Below are 20,491 nucleotides of genomic sequence, written 5' to 3' on the forward strand. Positions count from 1 at the left end.
CCCCCCCCCCCGCAGGGGCGCACGGCGCCCCCCCCCCCCGCCCCGGCCCCGGCCCCGGCACCGGCACCGGCAGGGTTGGCGCCGCACCGGCTCGTCCGCTCCGCAACGGCCGCGGCGGCGGCAGCGGCCACCGAGAGGCAGCCCGTGCGGCGGGCGCACGGCACCCCGCCCGCCGCGGTGGTGCCCGCGGCCGCCGTCCGGCGCCCGCCGGCCGGGGCGCGGCCGTGACGCCCGACCAGATCCTGCTCGGTGTCGGGCTGTTCGTGGTGCTCGCCGCCGCCTCCCAGCTGCTCGCCGCACAACTGCGCATCCCGGCGCTGCTCGTCCTGCTGCCGGTCGGCTTCGGCGCCGGGGCGCTCACCGACACCGTCGACCCGCAGCAGCTGCTCGGTCCGGCGTTCTCGCCGCTGGTCTCGCTGGCCGTCGCGGTCATCCTCTACGACGCGGGCCTCGGTCTGGAGCTGCGCCGGCTCCAGGCGCACAACCGCCGGGTCGTCGTCCGGCTGATCTGGCTCGGCACGCTGATCACCTGGGCGGCGGCGACGGCCCTGGCGGTGCCGCTGCTCGACATGCCGAAGCGGTCGGCGGTGATGCTGGGCGCGATCCTGGTGGTCTCCGGGCCGACGGTGGTCGGGCCGCTGCTGAACTTCGTCCGCCCGACCGAGCGGCTGCAGCGGATCCTGATCTGGGAGGGGACGCTGATCGACCCGGTCGGCGGCATCCTCGGCGCGTTCGTCTTCCACGGCGTCGTCTCGGCCAGCGGGGACGGCCTGCGCAGCGAGCTCGGCGGTTTCTGGCTCAGCATCCTGGTGGGCTGCGCGGGCGGTGCGGTGGGCACCGCCGTGCTCTGGCTGGTGCTGGACCGGCTGCGGCCGAACGAGATCCTCGGCACCACCGCGCAGCTCGCCGCGGTGATCGGGACGGCGGCGGCCTGCGACGCGCTGCGCGACGACACCGGTCTGATCGCCGCGGTGGTGATGGGCATGGCGATGGCCAACCTGCCGGGCCTCGACCTGCCCGTCCGCCGGCCGTTCCTGGAGACCCTGGTCTCGCTGATCATCGGTCTGCTCTTCGTCTCGATCTCGGCCACCGTCACCCCGGCCTCGCTGCGGCACGTGGTGCTGCCGGCGCTGGGCCTGGCAGCGGCGCTGGTGCTGGTGGTCCGGCCGGTGGTGGCACTGCTGGCGACGCTGGGCACCGACGTGTCGCGGGCGGAGCGGGCGTTCGTCGGCTGGATGGCCCCGCGCGGCATCGTCGCGGCGGCCACCGCCTCCACCTTCTCGGCCACCCTGGTCGCGAAGGGTGTCGACGGCGCCCAGCGGCTGCTGCCCGCCACCTTCGTGGTGATCGTCGCGACGGTGACGGTGTACGGGCTGACGGCCTATCCGGTGGCCGGGCGGCTCGGGGTGCTGCGGCCGGCGCGGTCGCGGCCGCTGCTGGTCGGCGGCGACGCCTTCGCGGTGGACCTCGGGCTGGCGCTGCGCTCGCTCGGCCTGGACGTGCTGATGTGGGCGGGTGCCGACACCGAGCAGGACCGGATCACCGCGGCCGGGCTGGAGCTGGCGCCGGGCGAGCTGCTCGCCGCGGCGACCGGCGCGGGCGCCGAACTGGAGGGCATCACCGGGGTACTGCTGCTCACCGAGGAGGACGACTTCAACGCCCTGGCGTCGACCACCCTGCACGAGACGCTGGAGGGCGCGGTGTACCGGCTGGCGCCGGCAGCGGGCAGCCGGGGCGTGGTGGCTCCGTACACCGGCGGCGAGGCGCTGTTCGGCCCGGGTCTGACCCGGCCCGAGCTGGCCCGGCAGTACGGCGAGGGGGCGCGGGTCACCACCTCGCCGGCGGACGGCGGGCTGCCGGCGGGCCACCGGCTGCTCTTCCTGGTGAAGCCGGACGGCCGGCTGCTGCCCGTCACCGAGGACCGCACCCCGTCCCGGGACCCCGGGGACAGTGCGGTGCTGCTGAGCCCGCCCGCATGATCCCCCGGCCGGGCCCGGCGCGTCGCGGCGGGCCGGCGGTGCGACGGCGGTGGTGTTGTGCGAGGGCCCGGCAGGCGGACCACGGCGGGAGGAGGACCGGGTGGCGACGATCCACGTCCGGGCGGTGAGCCCGCCGGACCTCACCGGGCGGGCGGTCGCGATGCTGGCGGCCGACCCGTGCGTGCTCGACCTGGTGGTGCAGCCGGGTGCGGCCCGGCACCCGGACGGTGACGCGCTGGCCTGCGACGTGCTGGCGGGCGGCGCCAACGAGGTGCTGAACGGCCTGCGCGGCCTGGGCCTGGACACCCGCGGGTCGGTGGTCGTCGAACCGGTGGACCTCGCCTTCTTCGGCCCGGCCGCGGAGGCCGGGCGGCGCAGCCTCGGGCGGCGCGTGCACGCGCCGGTCTGGGCCGAGGTCGAGGCGCGGATCCGCGCCCAGGGCAGCTACGCGCCGAGCTTCTACCTGTACCTGGTGGTCGCGGCGCTGCTCGGCGCGGTCGGCATCGTCACCAACTCGCAGATCCTGATCGTCGGCGCGATGGTCGTCGGCCCGGAGTACGGGGCGATCGTGGGGGTGGCGCTGGGCCTGGACCTCGGTGACCGGCGGGCCGTCCGGCGCGGGCTGACGGCGCTGGCCTGCGGGTTCCCGGCGGCCATCGTGATCACCTTCCTGTTCGCCCTGGTGATCCGGGGGTTCGGCCTGGAGTCGCGGGCGTACGACGCGGGGCTGCGGCCGGTGTCCAACCTGATCGGCACGCCGGACTTCTTCTCGGTCGTGGTGGCCTGCCTGGCCGGCGTGGTCGGGATCGTCTCGCTCACCGAGGCCCGGACGAGCGCGCTGCTCGGGGTGTTCATCTCGGTGACGACCATTCCGGCGGGCGCGGACGTCGCGGTGTCCGCGGCGTTCGAGAACTGGGAGAAGTCCTGGGGCTCGTTCCTGCAGCTGCTGCTGAACGCCGGGGTGCTGGTGCTGGTCGGCACGGGCACGCTCCGCACCCAGCGCGCCGTCTGGCGCCGGATCGGCCGGCGGCGCGGGCTACCGGCCGCGGACTGAGTCCGCCGGAGGGTGCGGGGCAGGTGGGCCCCGCCCCCTCCGGGACGGTCAGGCGGTGGCGGGCGGCGGTCCGCCCGTCCGGGCCGGCGGGGCGGCCCGGTCGCCCTCGGGACCGGTGTCGAGGAACTCCCGGATCGCGAAGCCCAGCGCCACGAAGAAGGTGATCCACAGGACGACGGCCCAGGTCGGGTAGCTCCAGGTCGCCAGGATCAGCGCGCCGATCAGCAGGACGACCACACCGATCCAGCGCTTCCAGCGGTGCACGAACGGGCCGACCGGGCCGAGCTTCATGCCGAGCGAGTACAGCGCGTCGCGCAGCGAGCCGATGATCCGGCGGCAGGCGGTGCGCACCGCGACGGCGGGCTTCGACGGCCCGATCAGGAAGGCTCCGACCGCGGTGACCACGGCGACGGCACCGATGGCGCGGATGCTCGCGCGCATGAACCGGATCAGGGTGTCGTAGACCGTCCCGGCGGCCGCCTGGTTGGCGCCCGGTGGCAGGTGGTCCAGGTAGTACGCCCTGAAGATCGTCAGCACGACGCCGATCAGCAGCATGGCGATCGCGATGCCGATCGCCGCGCCGATCAGCGCCCGGCGGCGGTTGACGGCGAGGAAGACGCCGCCGGCGGCCACGATCACCGTGAGGATCGGCAGCCAGTTGCCCATGATCTCCAGCAGCCGGAAGTACGTCCTGATCTTGCCGACGTCCTTGGAGGAGAAGATCACGAAGTTGGTGTGGACGTCCGGGATCTTCGAGGCGACGGAGAGCCCGGAGTCGACCAGTTGGGTCTTCACCTTCGCGATGACGGGCGCGAGGTCGATGGAGACCTGGTTGTTCTCGAGTTTGACGGTGCCGCCGCCCTTGCCGGTGAGCGCCTTGTCGAGCGTGCTGTGGATCAGGCGGTTGGCGTCGACCCAGATGGTGGCGAACTGGTCGCTGGTGACCACCTTGTGGACGGTGGAGCTGATCAGGTCGGTGAGGCCGCTCTTGATCGGGCCGCTGAGGTTGCCGATCAGGTTGGACAGGTTCTCCGGCACGCCCTGCTGGGCGGCGGTGTCCGAGAGCTGCTTGACCAGGGCGTCGACGTCGATCTGATCGAGCACGACTTTGGTGACCCGGTTGGTGATCGCGTCCTGGACGTCCGGCTCGGTGGCGAGCGGGGCGACGGTCTGCACGTACCGGTCGGTGTCACCGACGAAGTTGGCCGTCCAGACCGCCATCACGGACAGCATGGAGAGCAGCGAGGCGATCACGATCAGCACCACGGCGCCGGAGGTCCGCCAGCGGTGGTGCTCCCGCTTGTGCGGCGGAGTGGTCGCCTCCAGCGCGGCGAGGCGCGCCTTCAGCGCGGCCACCTCGTCCGGGCCGCCGCCGGCGGCCACGGTGGGCCGGTCCGACGACGGTCCCGGGCCCTGGGCGGGCGGTGGCCCGCCGGGCGGGACGGGCTCCGGCGGTTCGCCGTGGCCGGAGCCGCCGGACGCGGATTCGCCGGAGCCGGGCTCCGGTTCGCTCGACGCCATCTGCTCTCCTCGGGTCGGGGCCTGCGGCCGTTCGCCCTACCAGGAGAAGCGCGGCCCGGCGCGGCCACCACCGGGAATGGGCGTACGGGTGGTTCCGGCGCGCCCACGGCAGGCCGGACGGCGTGGTGGCGGCGATGATCGGAGGGTCCGTGCGAGCCGCCCCGAGCGGAGCGGCGCACGGCCGCACCCGGTCAGGCAGGAGGACCCCATGGCGAAGGACCAGAACCCGGAGACCCGTCCGGCGGCGCAGGCCACCCCCGAGGAGCGCGCGGCCCGCGGGCGGGCGGCACGGCGGCGGGCACCGCGTTCGAGTCACGCCGAGTACCGGCCGGCGAAGAAGCGGCCGGACCCGCTCGGCATCCTGGAGGCCCAGTCGGCCAAGCGGGTGCCGGAGCTGGTGCCGATCCGCTACAGCCGGATGTCCGAGTCGCCGTTCCGCTTCTACCGCGGCGCGGCCGCCATCATGGCGTCCGACCTGGCCGGCAGCCCGGACTCCGGCATCCGCGCCCAGCTCTGCGGCGACGCCCACATGCTGAACTTCCGGCTGCTGGCCTCCCCGGAGCGTCAGCTGCTGTTCGACATCAACGACTTCGACGAGACCCTGCCCGGCCCCTGGGAGTGGGACGTCAAGCGGCTGTCGGCGAGCCTGGTCATCGCGGGCCGGGCGAACGGCTTCGACGACAAGGAGCGCGCGGAGATCGTGCGGGCCACCGTCCGCCAGTACCGCGAGGCGATGGCCCGGTTCGCCGGGATGCGGAACCTCGACGTCTGGTACGCCCGGATGGACTCCGACATGCTGCAGGAGCTGGCCGCCGAGCGGGCGCCGAAGCGCGGTCAGCGCGGGCTGGCCCAGGCGCTGGCCAAGGCCCGGACCCGGGACAGCCTGCAGGCCTTCGAGAAGCTCACCGAGGTCGTCGACGGCCGGCGCCGGATCGCCGCGGACCCGCCGCTGCTGATGCCGATCTCCGAACTGCTGCCGAACATCGAGCGCGACGCGCTGATGACGCTCTTCCGCAGCCTGGTCACCCGCTACGGCAAGACCCTCCCGTCCGACCGCCGGTACCTGCTGCAGAACTTCGAGCTGGTCGACGTCGCCCGCAAGGTGGTCGGCGTCGGCAGCGTCGGCACCCGCTGCTGGATCTTCCTGATGCTCGGCCGGGACGGCCAGGACCCGCTGTTCATGCAGGCCAAGGAGGCGGACACCTCGGTGCTCGCCCCGCACGTCGGCGCCAGCCAGTACCGCAACCAGGGCGAGCGGGTGGTGTCCGGCCAGCGGCTGATGCAGGCGGCCAGCGACATGTTCCTCGGCTGGGAGCGGGTGGACGGCATCGACGGCAAGCGCCGCGACTTCTACGTCCGCCAACTGCGCGACTGGAAGGGCATCGCGGTCGCAGAGAACATGCGACCCGCCGGAATGCAGGCCTTCGGCGCGCTCTGCGGCTTCACCCTGGCCCGCGCCCACGCCCGCTCCGGGGACCGCATCGCGATCGCCGCCTACCTCGGCGGCAAGGACGTCTTCGACCACGCACTGGCGGAGTTCGCGGAGGCGTACGCCGACCAGAACGAGCGGGACCACCGGGCCCTGGTCGACGCCGTCCAGGACGGCCGGCTGCCGGCCGCCGACCCGGTGGCCGAGCCCCGCTGACCGCGGGCGCGGCGAGCCCGGACGGCCGGGCCCACGTGGTACCACCTGACACAGAGGCCCGGGCGCCCGGCACTCCGGCCGGGCCCCGACGCCGAGGAGACGATGCGCATGCCGGCCGGACCGACCGAGCAGCAGGCCCCGGCGCCGCAGGACCCGATCGCGATCGTCCGCACCCGGGGTTACGTGACCATCCTGGTGCTGTCGGCGCTGCTCGGCGTGCCGATCTCGGCCGGCGCGTTCGGCTTCCTCGCCCTCGTCTCCGAACTGCAGTCGCTGGTCTTCGACGACCTGCCGAAGGGGCTCGGCTTCGACGGCACACCGGACTGGTGGGCCGTGCCGCCGCTCGCCGTGGCGGGCGTGCTGGTCGCGCTGACCATCCGTTACCTGCCGGGCGGCGGCGGCCACAAGCCGGCCGAGGGACTGAAGACCGGCGGCACGCCCTCCGTCGCGGCGGTGCCCGGGGTGGCGCTCGCCGCGATCGCCTCGCTCTCCCTCGGCGTGGTGCTCGGCCCGGAGGCCCCGCTGATCGCGCTCGGCGGCGGCATCGCGGTCGGGGCGATCAAACTGCTGAAGCGCGACGCCCCGCCCACCGCGGTGAGCGTGCTCGGCGCGGCCGGCAGCTTCGCGGCGATCAGCGAACTGCTCGGCTCGCCGCTGGTCGGCGCCTTCCTGCTGATGGAGGCCTCCGGGCTGGCCGGGCCGATGCTCGGGGTGGTGCTGGTGCCCGGGCTGCTCGCCGCCGGCATCGGCTCGCTGATCTTCACCGGCCTCGGCCACTGGACGGGGCTCGGCACCTACTCGCTGACGCTGCACCAGGTGCCGCCGGCCGACCGGCCCTCGCTCTCCGAGTTCGGCTGGGCGCTGCTGGTCGGTGCGGCCGCGGCGCTGCTCGGCGAGGGGATCCGCCGCTCCGCGCTACGGCTCCAGCCGGTGGTGGAGCGGCGACGGCTGCCGCTCACCGTGCTGATGGGCGTGCTGGTCGGCGTGGTCGCCCTGGTGTACGCGGCGATCAGCGACAAGCCGATCTCCGACGTGCTCTACTCCGGCGAGAACACCATCGGACCGCTGCTCGCCGACAACTCCTCCTACACGGCGGGCGTCCTGGTGCTGCTGGTGGTCTGCAAGGCGCTCGCGTACGCGCTGTCGCTCAGCGCTTTCCGCGGCGGTCCGGTCTTCCCCGCGGTGTTCCTCGGCGGGACGGGCGGCATGGCCCTGGCCCACCTGCCCGGGGTGGACACCACCACCGCGTTCGCGATGGGCGTCGGGGCGATGAGCGTGGCGATGCTGAAACTGCCGATGACCTCCGTGCTGCTGGCCACCCTGCTGCTCGGCACGGAGAGCCTCACCGTGATGCCGCTGGTGATCGTCGCGGTGGTGGTCTCCTACGTGGGGACGCTGCGGCTGGCCCGGAGGACCGCCGCACCGGCACCCCCCGCCCCCGGACCCGCCGCCTAGGAAGCGGTTTCGAAGGGCGCGCCGGTCCGCACCGTGGCCCGCATCCGGATCGCGCAGTTCTCCCCCGGCCTTCGGCCGGGAGGTGCCCCCACGCGCCCCCATGCGGTTCCCCGCGCCCCCATGAGGCATCCGTGTGCCTTCGAAGGCAGGCCCCGGGCGGGGCGCGGGGAACCCGGTGGAAGGCGTCAGGCCGCGGCGCGCTCCGCGGCGGCGAGGCGGACGCAGACGGCGACGCCCTCCATCGCGGAGCGCACCTCGTCCACCGACGGGAAGGACGGGGCCAGCCGGATCTGGCTGTCGCGCGGGTCGTTGCCGCCGGGGAAGGCCGCACCCGCCGGGGTCAGCGCGATGCCGGCCTCCTTGGCGAGGCGGACGACCTCGGAGGCGCAGCCCTCCGGGACCTCCAGGCTGACGAAGTAGCCGCCGAGCGGCCGCGTCCAGGTGGCGATGCCGAGCGGGCCGAGCTCGCGCTCCAGCACCTCGTACACGGCGGCGAAGCGGGGCTCCAGCAGCTCCCGGTGGCGCTCCATGTGGGTCTCCACCGCGGCGGCGTCGGTGAAGAAGCGGGCGTGCCGCAGCTGGTTCACCTTGTCCGGGCCGATGGTCTGGGCGGCGGCGAGCCGGGCGTACCAGGCCATGTTGGCGGGCGAGGAGCCGAGGAAGGCCACGCCCGCACCGGCCGCGGTGATCTTGGAGGTGGAGGCGAAGACGAACGCCCGGTCCGGGTGGCCGGCCTCCTCGCAGGCGGCCAGCACCGGCAGCAGCGGGGTGCGGTCGTCCGTCAGGTGGTGCACCGCGTAGGCGTTGTCCCAGAACAGCCGGAAGTCGGGCGCGGCGGTCGGCATCGCGGCCAGCCGGCGGACGGTCTCGTCGCTGTAGCTCTCGCCACTGGGGTTGCTGTACTTGGGCACGCACCACATGCCCTTGATCCGCGGGTCGGCCGCGACGAGCTCCTCGACCACGTCCATGTCCGGGCCCTCGCCGGTCAGCGGGACGGGCACCATGGTGATCCCGAAGCGGTCGCAGATCGTGAAGTGCCGGTCGTAGCCGGGCACCGGGCACAGGAAGCGGACCTCGTCCTCGTCCGCCCAGCGCTGCTTGGCGCCCGGCAGGACGGCGAGCATGGCGTGCGCGACCACGTCGTGCATCACCGTGAGGCTGGCGTTGCCGCAGGCGAACAGCTGGTCGGCGGGGACGTCGAGCAGCCCGGCGAAGACCGCGCGGAGCTCGGCCAGGCCCTGCAGACCGCCGTAGTTGCGGCAGTCGGTGCCGTCCGCGGCGCGCACGTCGCCCGGCTGCAGGATCGTCAGCAGCGCGTCCGAGAGGTCGAGCTGCTCCGGCGAGGGCTTGCCGCGGGTGAGGTCGAGGCTGAGGCCGCGGGTGCGGAGCTGCTCGTAGGCGGCCCGGGCGGCGGCGAGTTCCGCCCCCTGCTCCGGACCGGCCGACGTGGTGGTGGACGGCTGTGACACGAGGTTTCCCTCCGGTGTGGGTGCGGTTCTACCGGCGCTGCCGGGGCACTGCTGCGCCGACAATCTACCAATCCGCGGGGGGCGCCCGGTCGGCCGCCGCGGGTCCGGGCAGCCGCGCGGTGACCCGCTTGGCGCCCAGCAGGACGCGGTAGCGCTCCCGGGCGGCGAAGTCGGCGAGGGTCCACAGCGCGGGACGGCCGACCTCGGCGCACAGGTGGAGCACGGTCTCCCCGCCGGCGTGCACGCCGACGTGCGCGCCCCAGGGGTCCTCGTCCCGGCCGAAGAAGAGCAGGTCGCGCGCGTTCGGCTCGGCCACCCGGACGGTGCTCGCGGTGTCCTCCCACAGCTCGCTGGAGCGCAGCGCGGGCACCAGCAGCCCGGACCGTGCGAGCACGGCCCGGGCGAACAGCTGGCAGTTGGCACCGTGTTCGAGGCCGGGGCGCTCGGCGACCGCGCGCGAGCCGGGGAAGCGCGCCCCGGCGTACGGCACCTGCCAGAAGCCGGCGGGCAGCTGCCCGACGAAGTCGGCGACGGTCACCGGCGGCCCCGCAGCCAGTCGGCGAGGGCCTGCAGGGCCGGCTCCGGGTTGCTGCGGCCGACGCCGATCCGGAAGCGGTCGGCGGGGGTGTCGGTGAGCTCGGAGCGGTAGATGCCGGACGGCAGCAGCAGCACGCTGGCCTCCTCGACCAGCCGGGTGCAGAACGCCTCGACGCCGTCCGCGCCGAGGTAGCGCGGGTAGGCGACGCAGCCGCCGTCGGGGGCGCGCCACTCGAAGAGGTCCGGGAACTCGGCGAAGAAGGCGTCGAAGAGCGGCAGGTTGGCGGCGATGATGCCGCGGTTGCGCTGCAGGATGCCGGCCCGGCCCTTGATCGCGATCCGGGCGAGGACCTCGCTGGGGGCGGCGTTGCAGATGGTGGTGTAGTGCTTGGCCCGCTCCAGGCGGCTGCGCACCGCGCGGTCGCGGCAGGCGATCCAGCCGATCCGCAGGCCGGGCAGGCCGAGCGACTTGGAGGTGACGTTGAGCGAGAGGGCGCTCGGCGCGAGGTCGGCGGCCTGCGGCAGGATCCGGGCCGGGTCGCGCTCCAGGCCGCGGTAGACCTCGTCGCTGAACAGGTGGATCCCGCGCTCCTCGCAGAGCGCGGCGAGCGCGGTGAACTCGGCCCGGTCGATCACCTTGCCGGTCGGGTTGTGCGGGAAGTTCACCGACACCACCTTGGTGGTGGGGCGCAGCGCGGCGGTGACGGCGTCGAGGTCGAGCGCCCAGTCCTGCTTCTCGTCCAGGGCGACCCCGGTGACCTCGCAGAGGGCGAGCGGGACGGTCTCGGCGGACTGGTAGTTGGGGGTGACGACCACGGCGTGGTCGCCGCGGTCGAGCAGCGCCTGCATGGCGATGTACAGGCCCTCCTCGGCGCCGGCGAAGCAGACCACGTCGTCGGCGCCGACGGTCTCGTACATCCCGGCGATCGCCTCGCGCAGTCCGGGGTCGCCGAAGGTCTCGGTGTAGCCGAGGGCGAGCTCCTCCCAGGCCCGGCGGTCGTCGGCGTCGGCGAGGCCGAGGAGTTCGGCCATCGTCATGGTCTGCGCGTCGGAGGCGGTGAGGTGGTGGCGGGCGGTGAACTCCCAGCGGGAGAAGTAGGTCTCCAGGCGGAAGTCGGGCAGGCGGGTCATCGGGGGCTCCGGGGGTCTTTGAGGTCGGCGAGCAGCGCGTAGACGGTGGAGCGCGAGGCCTTGAGGGCGGTGGCGACGACGGGGACGGCACGGCGGACGGAGAACACGCCGGCCCGGTCGAGGTCGGCGAGCACCTCCATGCGCTCGGCGCGGCCGAAGCGTTCGACCGCGCGGCCGCGTTCGCGGACGTGGGTGCCGACGATCTCCTGGATGCGTTCCGTCCAGTCCTGTTCGAACAGTGCCTCGGGCCGTTCCACGGTCGGGGCGGCGAACCGGCTGAGCACGGCTGCGGCCTGGTCGAGCGGGGTGCGGTCGAGGTTGACGCAGAGCACCGCGGACGGGCGGCCGTCCTCGGCGCGGAGCACCGCGCTCACCGAGGAGAGCCGCCGGCCGTCGGCGAGCAGCTTCTCGTAGGGGCCGAAGACGTCCTGGGCGGCGGGCTCCAGCCGGTCCAGTTCGCCGAGCAGCGAGGGGTCGCCGGGGGCCCGGCCGGCGTGCGGGTTCCAGATGGCGAGCACCCGGTCCCGTTCGGCGTCGTGCAGCACGACCTCGGCGTAGGGGCCGAGCAGCAGGGCCACGGCCTGGCACACCGGGCCCCAGAGCCGGACCCGCGGGTCGGTTTCGCGCGTCTCCATGCTCTGGACTATACGTCCGATCTGGACAGAAATTCCAGACGCAATGCCGGGACGGACGGATTCAGGTCCTGTGGGCGACCGCGAGGACCGCCATGTCGTCGTCCCGCGGGCCGCCCGTCCACCGCCGGACGTCCAGCACCAGCGCGTCGATCAGCCCCTGCGGCCGGTCGAACGGACCGAGCGGCGCCAGCCGCGCCGCCGGGTCGTAGAACTCCCCCGCGCCGTCCCGGGCCTCCGTCACCCCGTCGGTGACCAGCAGCAGGGTGTCGCCCGGCGCGAACGGCCAGGCGTCCGGCGCGGACCGCGGCACCCCCAGGCCGCCCATGCCGAGCGGCAGACCGGGGTCGCGCGCCGCCAGCAGATCGACGGCCCCGCCGTCCGCGGGCAGCCGGTACGGCCCGGGGTGACCGCAGTTCAACAGCCGCAGGCCGCCGTCCACCCCGTCGACCTCGCCCAGCAGCGCGGTGACGAAGCCCTCCGTCCGGACCTCCTCGTCGCTCCCCGCACTCTCCCGGGCCAGCGAGTGCTCCAGGGCGTCGGCCAGCGCCCGCAGGTCAGGCGCCCGGTCGGCGTTCTCCCGGAAGGCCCCCAGCAGGACCGACACCGCGGCCACCGCCCGCAGCCCCTTGCCCCGCACGTCCGCGATCAGCAGCCGAACCCCGAACGGGGACTCCTGGACGGCATAGGCGTCCCCGCCGATCAGCGCCTCCGTCTGCGCCGCCCGGTAGCAGGCCGCCACCGCCAGCGGACCCACCCGGGCGGGCGGCGCGGGCAGCACCGCCCGCTGCGCCGCCTCCGCCACCGACCGCACCACCGCCAGCCGGCGGCCGTGCCGGGCGATCACCCGGTTGACCCAGATGCCGATCAGCGCCGCGAACACCGTGTTGGTCAGCTCCAGCCAGCCGGCCGTGGTGCCGAGCGTGCCGTCCCGGGAGGTCAGCACCAGCACCCCGACGGCACTCGCCGCACCGACCGCCACCGTGTCCCGCAGCGGCAGCAGCGCGCCCGCCAGCACGGAGGCGGCCGCCATCATCGGGTCGCCCCAGTAGTCGGCCGGCGCCAGCGAGTCCCAGACCAGACCGCCGACCACCAGCGCCCACGGCACGAGCCGGACGTAGCGGGGCCACTGCGCGGACAACGTCGCCACCGGCAACCACGACTCCCGGTCGGAGGGTCTGAGGGGCTTTCGACGATATCCGCCGACCCGCCGACCGCCCGCAGGACACCCCGGCCGACCGGCCCGCCGACGGACCGTCATCCGCTCGGCCCAGAACGGGCAGCGGGCGCGGCGGCCGGTGGTGCGGGGATCGGGCGACCCGCCGATCGGCGGGTCCGGAGCCCCGCCCTCCTCCCCTAGCATCGGCCGGGTGACCAGGTGGCGGCCCTTCCTCGACGACGACACCCTCCGGCCCGGACCGGAGCTGGTCGCCGCGCTCAGCGCCGACCTGCGCTCACCCGACCCGGCGGTCCGCGACGAACAGGCCTACGTCCTGCTGCACCGCTGGATACCGCGGCTGCCCGCCGCAGAACGCCACCGCCTCGGCGACGAGATGGCGGACCGCTTCACCGACCCGGAGATCCAGGCCCGCACCTTCGCCCCGCTCGTCCTCGCCCGGCTCGTCCGCCTGGGCGACCACGACCCGGCCTGGCAGCGCGCCTTCGACACCTGGTACCGCACCGAACCCGACCTGCGCGGCCACGACCCCGAACTCGGCTGGCTGCACGCGGTCGCGCACGGCGCCGACCTGCTCGGCGCCCTCGGCCGCAGCCCGCACACCGAGCCCGCCGACCTGCTGGACCTGGCCTGCGCCCGGCTGCTCGCCCCCACCGAGCACCTCTTCGACGCCATGGAGGACGACCGGCTGGGCCTCGCGATCGCCCTCACCCTGACCCGCCCGGAACTGACCCGGTGCCAGTCCGTCGACTGGCTGGCCCCCGTCGCCGCCGACTTCGCCGCCGGCCGGCCCGGACCCGTCCCGGCGCACGCCTCCAACACCATGCGGACGCTGCGGGTGCTCCACCTGCTCGCCGTCCGCGGTGTCCGGCCCGCCCCGGACGCCGCCGCCGTCCCGCTCACCCACGCCGGGGCCGTCGCCGAGGCGGTCGCCGCGACCCTCGCGCTGCCGTCCCCGTACGCGGGCTGACCGGCCGCCGCCCGGGCCTCCGGCCGGCCGCCACAGCCGGTGGGCCTCAGGCGTTGGGCCTCAGCCGTTGGGCCTCAGTCGGTCGGCAGCGGGCGGTCGTGGAGGAGCTTCTGGAACAGCACGTGGTCGCGCCAGGCGCCGTCGAGGAAGAGCAGGCCGCGGGCCGTGCCGATCCGTTCGAAGCCGCACTTCTCCAGCACCCGCTGCGAGGCGAGGTTGGCGGCGGCCGCGCCGGCCTCCAGGCGGTGCAGGCCGAGCTCGGTGTCCGCGGCGCGGCAGGCCAGCAGCGTGGCGGCGGAGGCCAGGCCGCGGCCGGCCTGGGCGGCGTCCACCCAGTAGCCCAGGTTGGCGCTGCACAGGTGCAGCCGGACGATGTTCGACAGGGTGACGCCGCCGACGATCTCCTCGCCGCTCGCCAGCACCCAGAGGGCGAGCCGGCCGGTCTCGGCCTGGACGAGCTGGTCGTGCAGCCGGGCGCGCTGGCCGGCCACGGTGAACCAGTGCTCGTCGCGGGGCGGGTCCCAGGGGCGCAGGTGCTCCCGGTTGCGGATCATCGCGCGGCTCAGCGCCTCGGCGTCCTCCGGGACGGCGGGCCGCATCAGGACGTCGCCGGCGACCGGCGCGGAGAAGGTGATCACCCGGACAGCGTAGGCGGTGCCTCCGGACGTCCGCCCGCCGCACTCCGCCCGCCGCCCGGAGGCACACCGCCCCGCGCCTGCGCAGCGATTCGCCCGAACCGGTTCGGAGGGCCGCGATCGCTGCCACGCTGTGCGCCTGCCGGATGCGGGAGTCGCCGGGGCCGGACGGTCCCGGGCACGGGAGGGGTGGGCGATGGCGGGGCGGAGACGGTGTGCGCGGTGGGGCGCGATGTGGAGTGCGGTGGCGGCGGTGCTGCTGCTCGCGGGTTGCGCCCCGGGGCGGGCGCGGCCCGTCTCGCCTGGCGTACGTCGAGGCCGACGGCTCGACCGGGACGGTGCGGCCCTACTCGCTCCCGGCCGGGACGCTCGCCCGTAAGCCGTCGCGGCGGTCCTCGGGCCGCGCGTCGATGGCGGGGCCGCGGCCGTGCAGTTGGGGCACTGGTCGGGGTGGCCGCCGAACCCGCCGAACGGGCGGATCGGCACGGGGTCAGCATGCCGGAGGGCTCGGACAACCGGTGCGATGGGGCTGCCGGCCCCGGGCCGTGGCGGTGTGACGGCGGGCCCGGGGCCGGCAGGTCTGCGGTGCCGGAGTGTCAGCCGACGTTGGCGCAGGCGTTGCCGATCGCCGGGTTGAGGATGCTGACGACGCCGATCGAGTTGCCGCAGACGTTCACCGGGATGTGGACCGGGATCTGGATGACGTTGCCGGACAGCACACCGGGCGAGTTGGTGGCCACGCCCTCGGCCCCGGCGCTCGCCGAGGCCGGGCCGGCAGCCGCGCCGAGGACGAGGGTGCCGGCGGCGGCCGCGAGGGCCAGGGCGGTGCGCAGTGCGGTCATGGTGGACTCCTGTCGTGTCGAGCTGTTCTGATGACGCGTCGGCCGCGCGATCGACGAACGGCCGTCATCACCTTTTCGGCACGAACGGCCTCCGGAGTTGGCCCGGCCACGACAGTCCACCCGATCGGCGCAGCGGTCCGGCCGTCCGTTGGGCGGTGCGGGGGAACGGGTGCGGCCCGGACGGCCCCGGACGGCGTGCCCGGTAGGCTCCCTGACGGCGTGTCGGCGGACAGACGGCCCGGAGCAGGGCCGGCGGGTGCCGCGGTCAGGGGGCTTGTCATGGGTCTGGTGCTGCTGTTCGTGTCCCTGGCGGGGTCGGTTGCCGCGCTCACGCTCGCGGCGGTGGGCACGGCCGCGCTGCTGGGGCGGAAGGGGAGGCCGCTGCGCGGGCTGGCGCTGGTCGCCGCGGCGGGTGCGGTGGCGGTGTACGTCTGCGGGCTGGGCCCGGTCGGGCTGGATGCGCTGGACGCGGGCAGCGGCGGTACGGACTCCGCCCCGCCGCACCCGTGCCGCACCGGCCCGCGGGAGCGCTGGATGCAGGTCGTGGACTGGGAGGCCGGGTTCGTTCCGGTCCGGTTCGAGTGCCGTCTGGCGGACGGCGGCTCGTACCGCAACGGCTCGGTGCCCGGCTGGGTCAATCCGGCGGCGGCGGTGCTCGGGCTGGCCGCCGCGGCGTGCGGGATCGCGGCCGGTGCCCTGGACGAACGCGCGGCCCGCCGGACGCCCGCGGGGGCCTGAGGGCGGGGGCGGGGCCGGTCGTTACTGCGCGCCGTCCTGCGGCCGGACGGCGCGCCGCATGCAGACCCGCGGCCACCGGTCGAGTCCGTGGGCGGCCTCGCGCTCCCGGACGGCCCGCAGTTGCGGTCCGATCTGCGGCCCGTCGAGGACGGTGAAGCCGCAGCGGGCGTAGTAGGGGGCGTTCCACGGCACCTCGGCGAAGGTGGTGAGGGTGAGCGCGGGCAGCCCCTCGGCGGCGGCGCGGCGGGCGGCCCGGTCGATCAGTGCCCGGCCGAGGCCCTGCCGGGCACTGCCGGGGTGCACCGACACCTGTTCGACGTGCAGGTCGCCGTCGACGCGCTCGGCGAGCAGGTACGCCACCGGGCGGTCGCCGCCGTCCGTGGCGACCCAGGCCAGGCCGGCTGCCAGGAAGGGCGCGAACTCCTCGTCGGAGAAGGGCTCGTCCGCGGCGATCTCCGGCATGCCGACCTCGCGGAACACCTCCCCCGCCGCACGCTCGATCTCCTGCAGCACGGGGACGTCCTCGGGACGGGCGGCTCGGATGCGCATGCGCCCATTCTGCCGTCCCCGCCCGCGGCGGCGGGCGGAGCTGCGGGCGTCCGCCGAGCGGATGACTTCGCCGCGGCGCAGCGCCCGCCCGGGCCGCGGGACGGGCAGTGTCGTGCGAAACGGCCGCCGGGCCGGGAGCGGGACGGGACCGGGGCGGCGCCGGGGCGGCACCGGGAGGAGAGGAGAGCGGCATGGCTGCCGGCAGTGGCGGACGGGACGGCGGCACCAGCGAGCGGCTGGCCCTGGCGGGCATGCTGTTCGCCGTCTCGATGACCTTCATCGACCAGACCATCGTGTCGATCGCCGCCCCGAGTATCATCCGCGAACTCGGGCTCTCCGCCGGTGCGATGCAGTGGGTGGTCAACGCCTACCTGCTGGCGCTGGCGGCGTTCTTCGCGCTGGGCGGCCGGGTCTCGGACATCCTCGGGCACAAGCGGGTGATGCTGGTCGGCACGGTGGTGTTCGTGGCGGCGTCGGCGCTCTGCGGGGCGGTGCCGGCCGGCGGCGCGGCCGAGGCCTGGCTGATCTCCTTCCGCGCGGTGCAGGGGCTCGGTGCGGCGCTGATGTTCCCGGCCGCGCTGGCGGTGGTGGTCGAGGTGTTCCCGGTCGAGCGGCGCGGCCGGGCGCTGGCGCTGTTCTTCGCCGTCGCGGGCGGCCTGACCGCGATCGGCCCGATCCTCGGCGGCTGGCTGACCAGCTGGACCTGGCGGGCGATCTTCTGGGTCAACGTGCCGGTGGCGGTGGTCGCCCTGGTGCTGACGTTCCTGGCCCGGATCCGGAACACGCCGCGCCCGGAGCCGATCGACTGGCCCGGCGCGGTGCTGGTCGCGGCCGGCATGGGCCTGAGCGTGCTCGGCCTGCAGCAGGCGGCGGTGTGGGGCTGGGGCAGCGCCGCGACCTGGGGGTGCATCGTCGGCGGCCTCGCGGTGCTGGTGCTGTTCGTCCTGGCGGAGCTGCGCAGCCGGGACCCGCTGATCACCATGCAGGTCTTCGCCGACCGGGCGTTCTCGGCGGACAACGCGGTGCTCTTCTTCGCGATGATGTCCTTCGTCCCGGTGTTCTTCTTCGCCTCGGTGTACGCGCAGGTCGCGCTCGGCTACTCGGCGAACGAGGCGGGCCTGTACCTGCTGGTGTTCTTCGCCGGGTTCGGCCCGGCCTCGCAGGTCGGCGGCCGGATCCTGGACCAGCGCGGGGCCCGGCCGGCGATGCTGCTGGGCACGGTGGTCGGCGCGGTCGGGTTCGCCGGCTGGGCGGCGAAGATCACCGACCTGTCGCTGGGGGCGCAGTGGATGTGGATCGTCCTCGCGGGCGCCGGGATCGGCCTGCTGCTGACGCCGGCGTCCACGGACGCGGTGAACCGGGCGATCGGCCGCTCGTACGGGGAGGTCACCGGAATCACCCAGACCGTCCGGAACTACTCGGCGAGCGTGAGTCTCGCGGTGCTCGGCACCGTCCTGCTGCACACCGCGGCGAACCGGATCACCGACACGCTGGAGCAGCACGGGCTGCCGCCGCAGGCGGCGCGCAACACGGCCGAGCAGATCACCAAGAGCCTCACCGGGCCGAGCACCGGCGGGTCCGCGGCGAGCGGCGTGGACGCCGGTCTGCTGGCCGCGCTGCGGGCGGACTTCGCGGCGGCGAACCGGCCGGTGCTGTACGGGATGGCGGCGGCGCTGGCCGTGGCGTTCCTCTGCGCGCTGTGGCACCCCGGCACCCGGATCACCGCGGAGGGCGGGGCGGACCGGTCCCGTCCGGGTGCGCGTCCGGCCGGCCGGGAGCCGGAGCGGGAGGGCTGACCGTCCCGTCGGCCGGGGCCTTCGCGGCGGGCACCGCCGCCAGGTCGTCGACCAGGCCGACCAGCCAGACGGCGGTGTCGACGGCGTGCAGCGCCGCCGGGTCCGGCGGCAGGCGGGCCGCCATGACGCGTTCGTCGAGCAGCGCGGCGCGCGCCTCCGCGAGCAGCGGGTCCGGCGGGACGGGCGTGTCCGGGCTGCCGCTGAGCGCGCGGCCGGACGCGCGGAAGGCGGCGGCCGCGGTGTCGGCGTCGCGGACGACGGCGCCGGCGGTGTCCGGCCAGCCGGCGAGGGAGTGCGGGGCGATCCTGGCGAGCAGTTGCTCGGCGCCGCGGACGGTGTGCTGGCCGGTCAGCAGTGCCGCCTGCCAGTCCGGGGTGCCCGGCGGTGCGGTGTGGTGCTCGGAGCGGAACTGGGCGTAGGTCGCCTCGGCGAGGACGGCGGAGCGGCGGGCCCGGCGCACCGCCCGGCCCGCGGCGGGCCCGCCGGTCAGCACGGCGACGGTCTCGTGGAGTGCGGCGGCGCTGTCGGCGAGCAGTTCGGCCACGCGTCGGCGCAGTTCGCGGCCGCCGCCGAGCGGCCAGGCGCACAGCCCGGTGAGGATGCCGACGGCGGCGCCGGTGGCCACGTCGACCAGCCGGGCCTCGGCGAGCTGCCAGCTGGCGGGCGCGAGCTGGGCGAAGACCATGGCCACCACGACGGTGAAGGTGCCCTGGGCCCAGGCCAGGCCGAGGGCGGGGCCCACGGTGAACGCGGTGAGCATGGTGACGGGCAGGGCGACGGCGTAGAACAGCGGCCGGTCGCCGACCAGCATCAGCATCGCCGCGGTGGCGGCCGCCCCGCAGAGCGTCCCGGTGAGCGCGGGCCGCAGGGCCATGCCGGTGTCGGCGGCGGTGGTCCGCATCAGGGTGAGGGTCGCGAGCAGGACCCAGAAGCCGTGGGTGAGGTCGAGGCCGCCGACGATCAGACGGGCCGCGGCGAGGGCGACGGCGGTGCGGACGGCGTTCTGGAAGTACACCGAGCGCGGGGTCAGGTTGGCCAGGAAGCGTGCCCACCAGAGCCGGACGGCCGGCTCGTGGCCGTACCAGAACGGGCCCGGCCGCTCGGCGGGCGGCGTCGGGTCCGGGGGCAGCGGTGCGCGGCGGCTGATCCGGACCGCGAGGGTGAGGAAGCGGGCCCCTTCGGCGGCCTCCAGGGCCATGCTGCCGAGGCCGAGCCGGGCGGCGGTCGCCGCCTCCGCCGGGTCGGTGGTGCGGTACGGCCCGATCCGGCCGGAACCGGCGGCCGGGGCGGGGCCGGGGCGGTGTCCGCCGTCGGGGTGGAACGGGGTGGTCCGGACGGTCTCGAGGTCGGCGACGGCGGTCTCGATCGGGCCGGTGCCGGGGACCGGCCCGCCGTCCCGGACGCCCTCGCCCGCGGCGCGGACGGCCCGCGCCGCGGCCCTGACCAGCGCGGCGGCCTGCGGCAGCGGGCCGGCCAGGTCGTTGACCCGGCCGATCCGCAGCAGCTGTGCGCGGGTGTGGCGCAGGGCGGTGGCCGCGTGCGAGAGGGCGCGGTCGGCGGCGCTCGCCGAGGCCGGACGTTCCATCAGGGGGATCCGGGAGAACCTCAGGTCGTCCATCGCCCCGGCGGCCGGGCCGGGACGGCCGTCCGCGGCGCCCGGCGGGGCGCGGTCCTCCACCGGACGGCCGGGGGGTGCCGTGACGGCGGCCGCGGTGCGGGCGGCGAGGTCGGCGACGGAGGCGGCGGCGCGGGCGATGCGCTCGCGGTCCCCGACCGGCGGCGGCACCGGCCACAGCAGCCGCTCGGCGGCGGCGAGCAGCACGATCCCGGCGGTGACGCCGATCAGCCGCAGCGGCAGGTCCTCCGGCCGGTACGGCGGGAAGCACGGGAGGATGTAGAGGAGCTGCAGGCCGTTGGCGAGGCCGACCAGCCGCGGCCCGCCGACCGAGCTGTAGGCGACGGCGAACCCGATGCCCAGCATGCCGAGGGCGGCCGCCCACGGGCGCACGGCGAGCAGGGTGCCGAGGGTGATCAGCAGGTAGGCCGCGGGCAGCGTGTGGAGCAGGGTGCGGGCCCGGGCGCGGGCGCCGCCGCCGATCCGGGAGAGCAGGCCGAGCGAGATCGCCCCGAAGAGGGCGCAGGTCGCGGCGGTCGGCCGGTCGAGGCCGTACCGGAAGGTGTAGAAGCCGGTGCAGGCGACCAGGGTGACCCGGACGGCGCGGTGCGCGATCCGCAGGCCTGGGTCCCGGGCGCGGAGCCGGTCGAGCAGTGCGCGCGTCCGGCTCATCGGCACCCCGCTGTCCCTGTCGGTGTCCCCGGGGCCGCCGCACCCGGCCGGGCGGTGGGCCCGCGGCCGTGCGG

At 75.6% G+C, this 20,491-nt stretch carries 17 protein-coding genes; 7 read left to right on the forward strand and 10 right to left on the reverse strand.

Translation table 11 applies throughout. The features are described from left to right. The first annotated feature begins 224 nt into the window (after positions 1–224). On the forward strand, positions 225–1,979 hold the full coding sequence (locus ABD353_RS18625) for a cation:proton antiporter (RefSeq protein ID WP_344624752.1): 1,755 nt from the start codon (positions 225–227) through the stop codon (positions 1,977–1,979). A gap of 100 nt (positions 1,980–2,079) precedes the next feature. After that, a complete protein-coding gene (locus tag ABD353_RS18630; RefSeq protein ID WP_344624753.1) occupies positions 2,080–3,033 on the forward strand; it encodes a DUF389 domain-containing protein in 954 nt (317 codons plus the stop codon). Positions 3,034–3,081: 48 nt separating this feature from the next. Here ABD353_RS18630 and ABD353_RS18635 read toward each other — a convergent pair whose 3' ends face one another. Next, entirely contained in the window at positions 3,082–4,554 is a 1,473-nt protein-coding gene (locus ABD353_RS18635; protein WP_344624754.1) for a hypothetical protein, read from the reverse strand. Positions 4,555–4,762: 208 nt separating this feature from the next. Here ABD353_RS18635 and ABD353_RS18640 point away from each other — a divergent pair, with 208 nt between their 5' ends. Together ABD353_RS18640 and ABD353_RS18645 are read left to right on the forward strand one after the other, a co-directional pair. Further along, complete coding sequence (locus tag ABD353_RS18640; RefSeq protein ID WP_344624755.1) at positions 4,763–6,199, forward strand: DUF2252 domain-containing protein; 1,437 nt, start codon at positions 4,763–4,765, stop codon at positions 6,197–6,199. 108 nt (positions 6,200–6,307) lie between these two features. Continuing rightward, on the forward strand, positions 6,308–7,654 hold the full coding sequence (locus ABD353_RS18645; RefSeq protein WP_344624756.1) for a chloride channel protein: 1,347 nt from the start codon (positions 6,308–6,310) through the stop codon (positions 7,652–7,654). Positions 7,655–7,839: 185 nt separating this feature from the next. Here the strand turns inward: ABD353_RS18645 and ABD353_RS18650 are convergent, their stop codons facing one another. The 5 genes from ABD353_RS18650 to ABD353_RS18670 form a co-directional block, all read right to left on the reverse strand. After that, positions 7,840–9,123, reverse strand: a complete 1,284-nt coding sequence (locus ABD353_RS18650) for an aspartate aminotransferase type Ic (protein WP_344624757.1) — start codon at positions 9,121–9,123, stop codon at positions 7,840–7,842. 64 nt (positions 9,124–9,187) lie between these two features. Continuing rightward, the gene (locus ABD353_RS18655) at positions 9,188–9,661 is read right to left on the reverse strand and encodes a C40 family peptidase (protein WP_344624758.1); all 474 of its coding nucleotides are present in this window, start codon (positions 9,659–9,661) and stop codon (positions 9,188–9,190) included. Beyond that, positions 9,658–10,791: an aminotransferase class I/II-fold pyridoxal phosphate-dependent enzyme gene (locus ABD353_RS18660; protein ID WP_344624759.1), complete on the reverse strand. Its 1,134-nt coding sequence runs from the start codon at positions 10,789–10,791 to the stop codon at positions 9,658–9,660. The genes ABD353_RS18655 and ABD353_RS18660 overlap by 4 nt, the downstream gene beginning before the upstream one ends. Continuing rightward, complete coding sequence (locus ABD353_RS18665; RefSeq protein ID WP_344624760.1) at positions 10,788–11,426, reverse strand: helix-turn-helix transcriptional regulator; 639 nt, start codon at positions 11,424–11,426, stop codon at positions 10,788–10,790. The genes ABD353_RS18660 and ABD353_RS18665 overlap by 4 nt, the downstream gene beginning before the upstream one ends. A gap of 61 nt (positions 11,427–11,487) precedes the next feature. Beyond that, positions 11,488–12,573, reverse strand: coding sequence for a PP2C family protein-serine/threonine phosphatase (locus ABD353_RS18670; protein ID WP_344624761.1), 1,086 nt, complete (start codon positions 12,571–12,573; stop codon positions 11,488–11,490). A 220-nt stretch (positions 12,574–12,793) separates the two neighbouring features. Between ABD353_RS18670 and ABD353_RS18675 the strand changes: the two genes are divergently transcribed. Beyond that, positions 12,794–13,570, forward strand: a complete 777-nt coding sequence (locus ABD353_RS18675; protein ID WP_344624762.1) for a DUF2785 domain-containing protein — start codon at positions 12,794–12,796, stop codon at positions 13,568–13,570. A gap of 74 nt (positions 13,571–13,644) precedes the next feature. Here the strand turns inward: ABD353_RS18675 and ABD353_RS18680 are convergent, their stop codons facing one another. Continuing rightward, positions 13,645–14,208: a GNAT family N-acetyltransferase gene (locus ABD353_RS18680; RefSeq protein ID WP_344624763.1), complete on the reverse strand. Its 564-nt coding sequence runs from the start codon at positions 14,206–14,208 to the stop codon at positions 13,645–13,647. A 593-nt stretch (positions 14,209–14,801) separates the two neighbouring features. After that, positions 14,802–15,047, reverse strand: coding sequence for a chaplin (locus ABD353_RS18685; protein WP_030275442.1), 246 nt, complete (start codon positions 15,045–15,047; stop codon positions 14,802–14,804). A gap of 279 nt (positions 15,048–15,326) precedes the next feature. Here ABD353_RS18685 and ABD353_RS18690 point away from each other — a divergent pair, with 279 nt between their 5' ends. After that, complete coding sequence (locus ABD353_RS18690) at positions 15,327–15,785, forward strand: hypothetical protein (protein WP_344624764.1); 459 nt, start codon at positions 15,327–15,329, stop codon at positions 15,783–15,785. A gap of 21 nt (positions 15,786–15,806) precedes the next feature. Here ABD353_RS18690 and ABD353_RS18695 read toward each other — a convergent pair whose 3' ends face one another. Next, positions 15,807–16,397, reverse strand: a complete 591-nt coding sequence (locus ABD353_RS18695; protein WP_425555194.1) for a GNAT family N-acetyltransferase — start codon at positions 16,395–16,397, stop codon at positions 15,807–15,809. Between the two features lie 128 nt (positions 16,398–16,525). Here ABD353_RS18695 and ABD353_RS18700 point away from each other — a divergent pair, with 128 nt between their 5' ends. Next, positions 16,526–18,130, forward strand: a complete 1,605-nt coding sequence (locus ABD353_RS18700; protein WP_344624766.1) for an MFS transporter — start codon at positions 16,526–16,528, stop codon at positions 18,128–18,130. Here the strand turns inward: ABD353_RS18700 and ABD353_RS18705 are convergent. Further along, the gene (locus ABD353_RS18705; RefSeq protein ID WP_344624767.1) at positions 18,054–20,417 is read right to left on the reverse strand and encodes an FUSC family protein; all 2,364 of its coding nucleotides are present in this window, start codon (positions 20,415–20,417) and stop codon (positions 18,054–18,056) included. The genes ABD353_RS18700 and ABD353_RS18705 overlap by 77 nt on opposite strands. Positions 20,418–20,491 lie beyond the last annotated feature (74 nt).

The organism is Kitasatospora arboriphila (assembly GCF_039528095.1).
Taxonomy (GTDB): domain Bacteria; phylum Actinomycetota; class Actinomycetes; order Streptomycetales; family Streptomycetaceae; genus Kitasatospora; species Kitasatospora arboriphila.

What these genes read in the sequence shown, in the direction of transcription:
- ABD353_RS18660 (WP_344624759.1), bottom strand. Translation starts at nt 10,791, where the DNA reads ATGACCCGCCTGCCCGACTTCCGCCTGGAGACCTACTTCTCCCGCTGG.
- ABD353_RS18640 (WP_344624755.1), top strand. Translation starts at nt 4,763, where the DNA reads ATGGCGAAGGACCAGAACCCGGAGACCCGTCCGGCGGCGCAGGCCACC.
- ABD353_RS18635 (WP_344624754.1), bottom strand. Translation starts at nt 4,554, where the DNA reads ATGGCGTCGAGCGAACCGGAGCCCGGCTCCGGCGAATCCGCGTCCGGC.
- ABD353_RS18690 (WP_344624764.1), top strand. Translation starts at nt 15,327, where the DNA reads ATGGGTCTGGTGCTGCTGTTCGTGTCCCTGGCGGGGTCGGTTGCCGCG.
- ABD353_RS18705 (WP_344624767.1), bottom strand. Translation starts at nt 20,417, where the DNA reads ATGAGCCGGACGCGCGCACTGCTCGACCGGCTCCGCGCCCGGGACCCA.
- ABD353_RS18700 (WP_344624766.1), top strand. Translation starts at nt 16,526, where the DNA reads ATGGCTGCCGGCAGTGGCGGACGGGACGGCGGCACCAGCGAGCGGCTG.
- ABD353_RS18685 (WP_030275442.1), bottom strand. Translation starts at nt 15,047, where the DNA reads ATGACCGCACTGCGCACCGCCCTGGCCCTCGCGGCCGCCGCCGGCACC.
- ABD353_RS18645 (WP_344624756.1), top strand. Translation starts at nt 6,308, where the DNA reads ATGCCGGCCGGACCGACCGAGCAGCAGGCCCCGGCGCCGCAGGACCCG.
- ABD353_RS18665 (WP_344624760.1), bottom strand. Translation starts at nt 11,426, where the DNA reads ATGGAGACGCGCGAAACCGACCCGCGGGTCCGGCTCTGGGGCCCGGTG.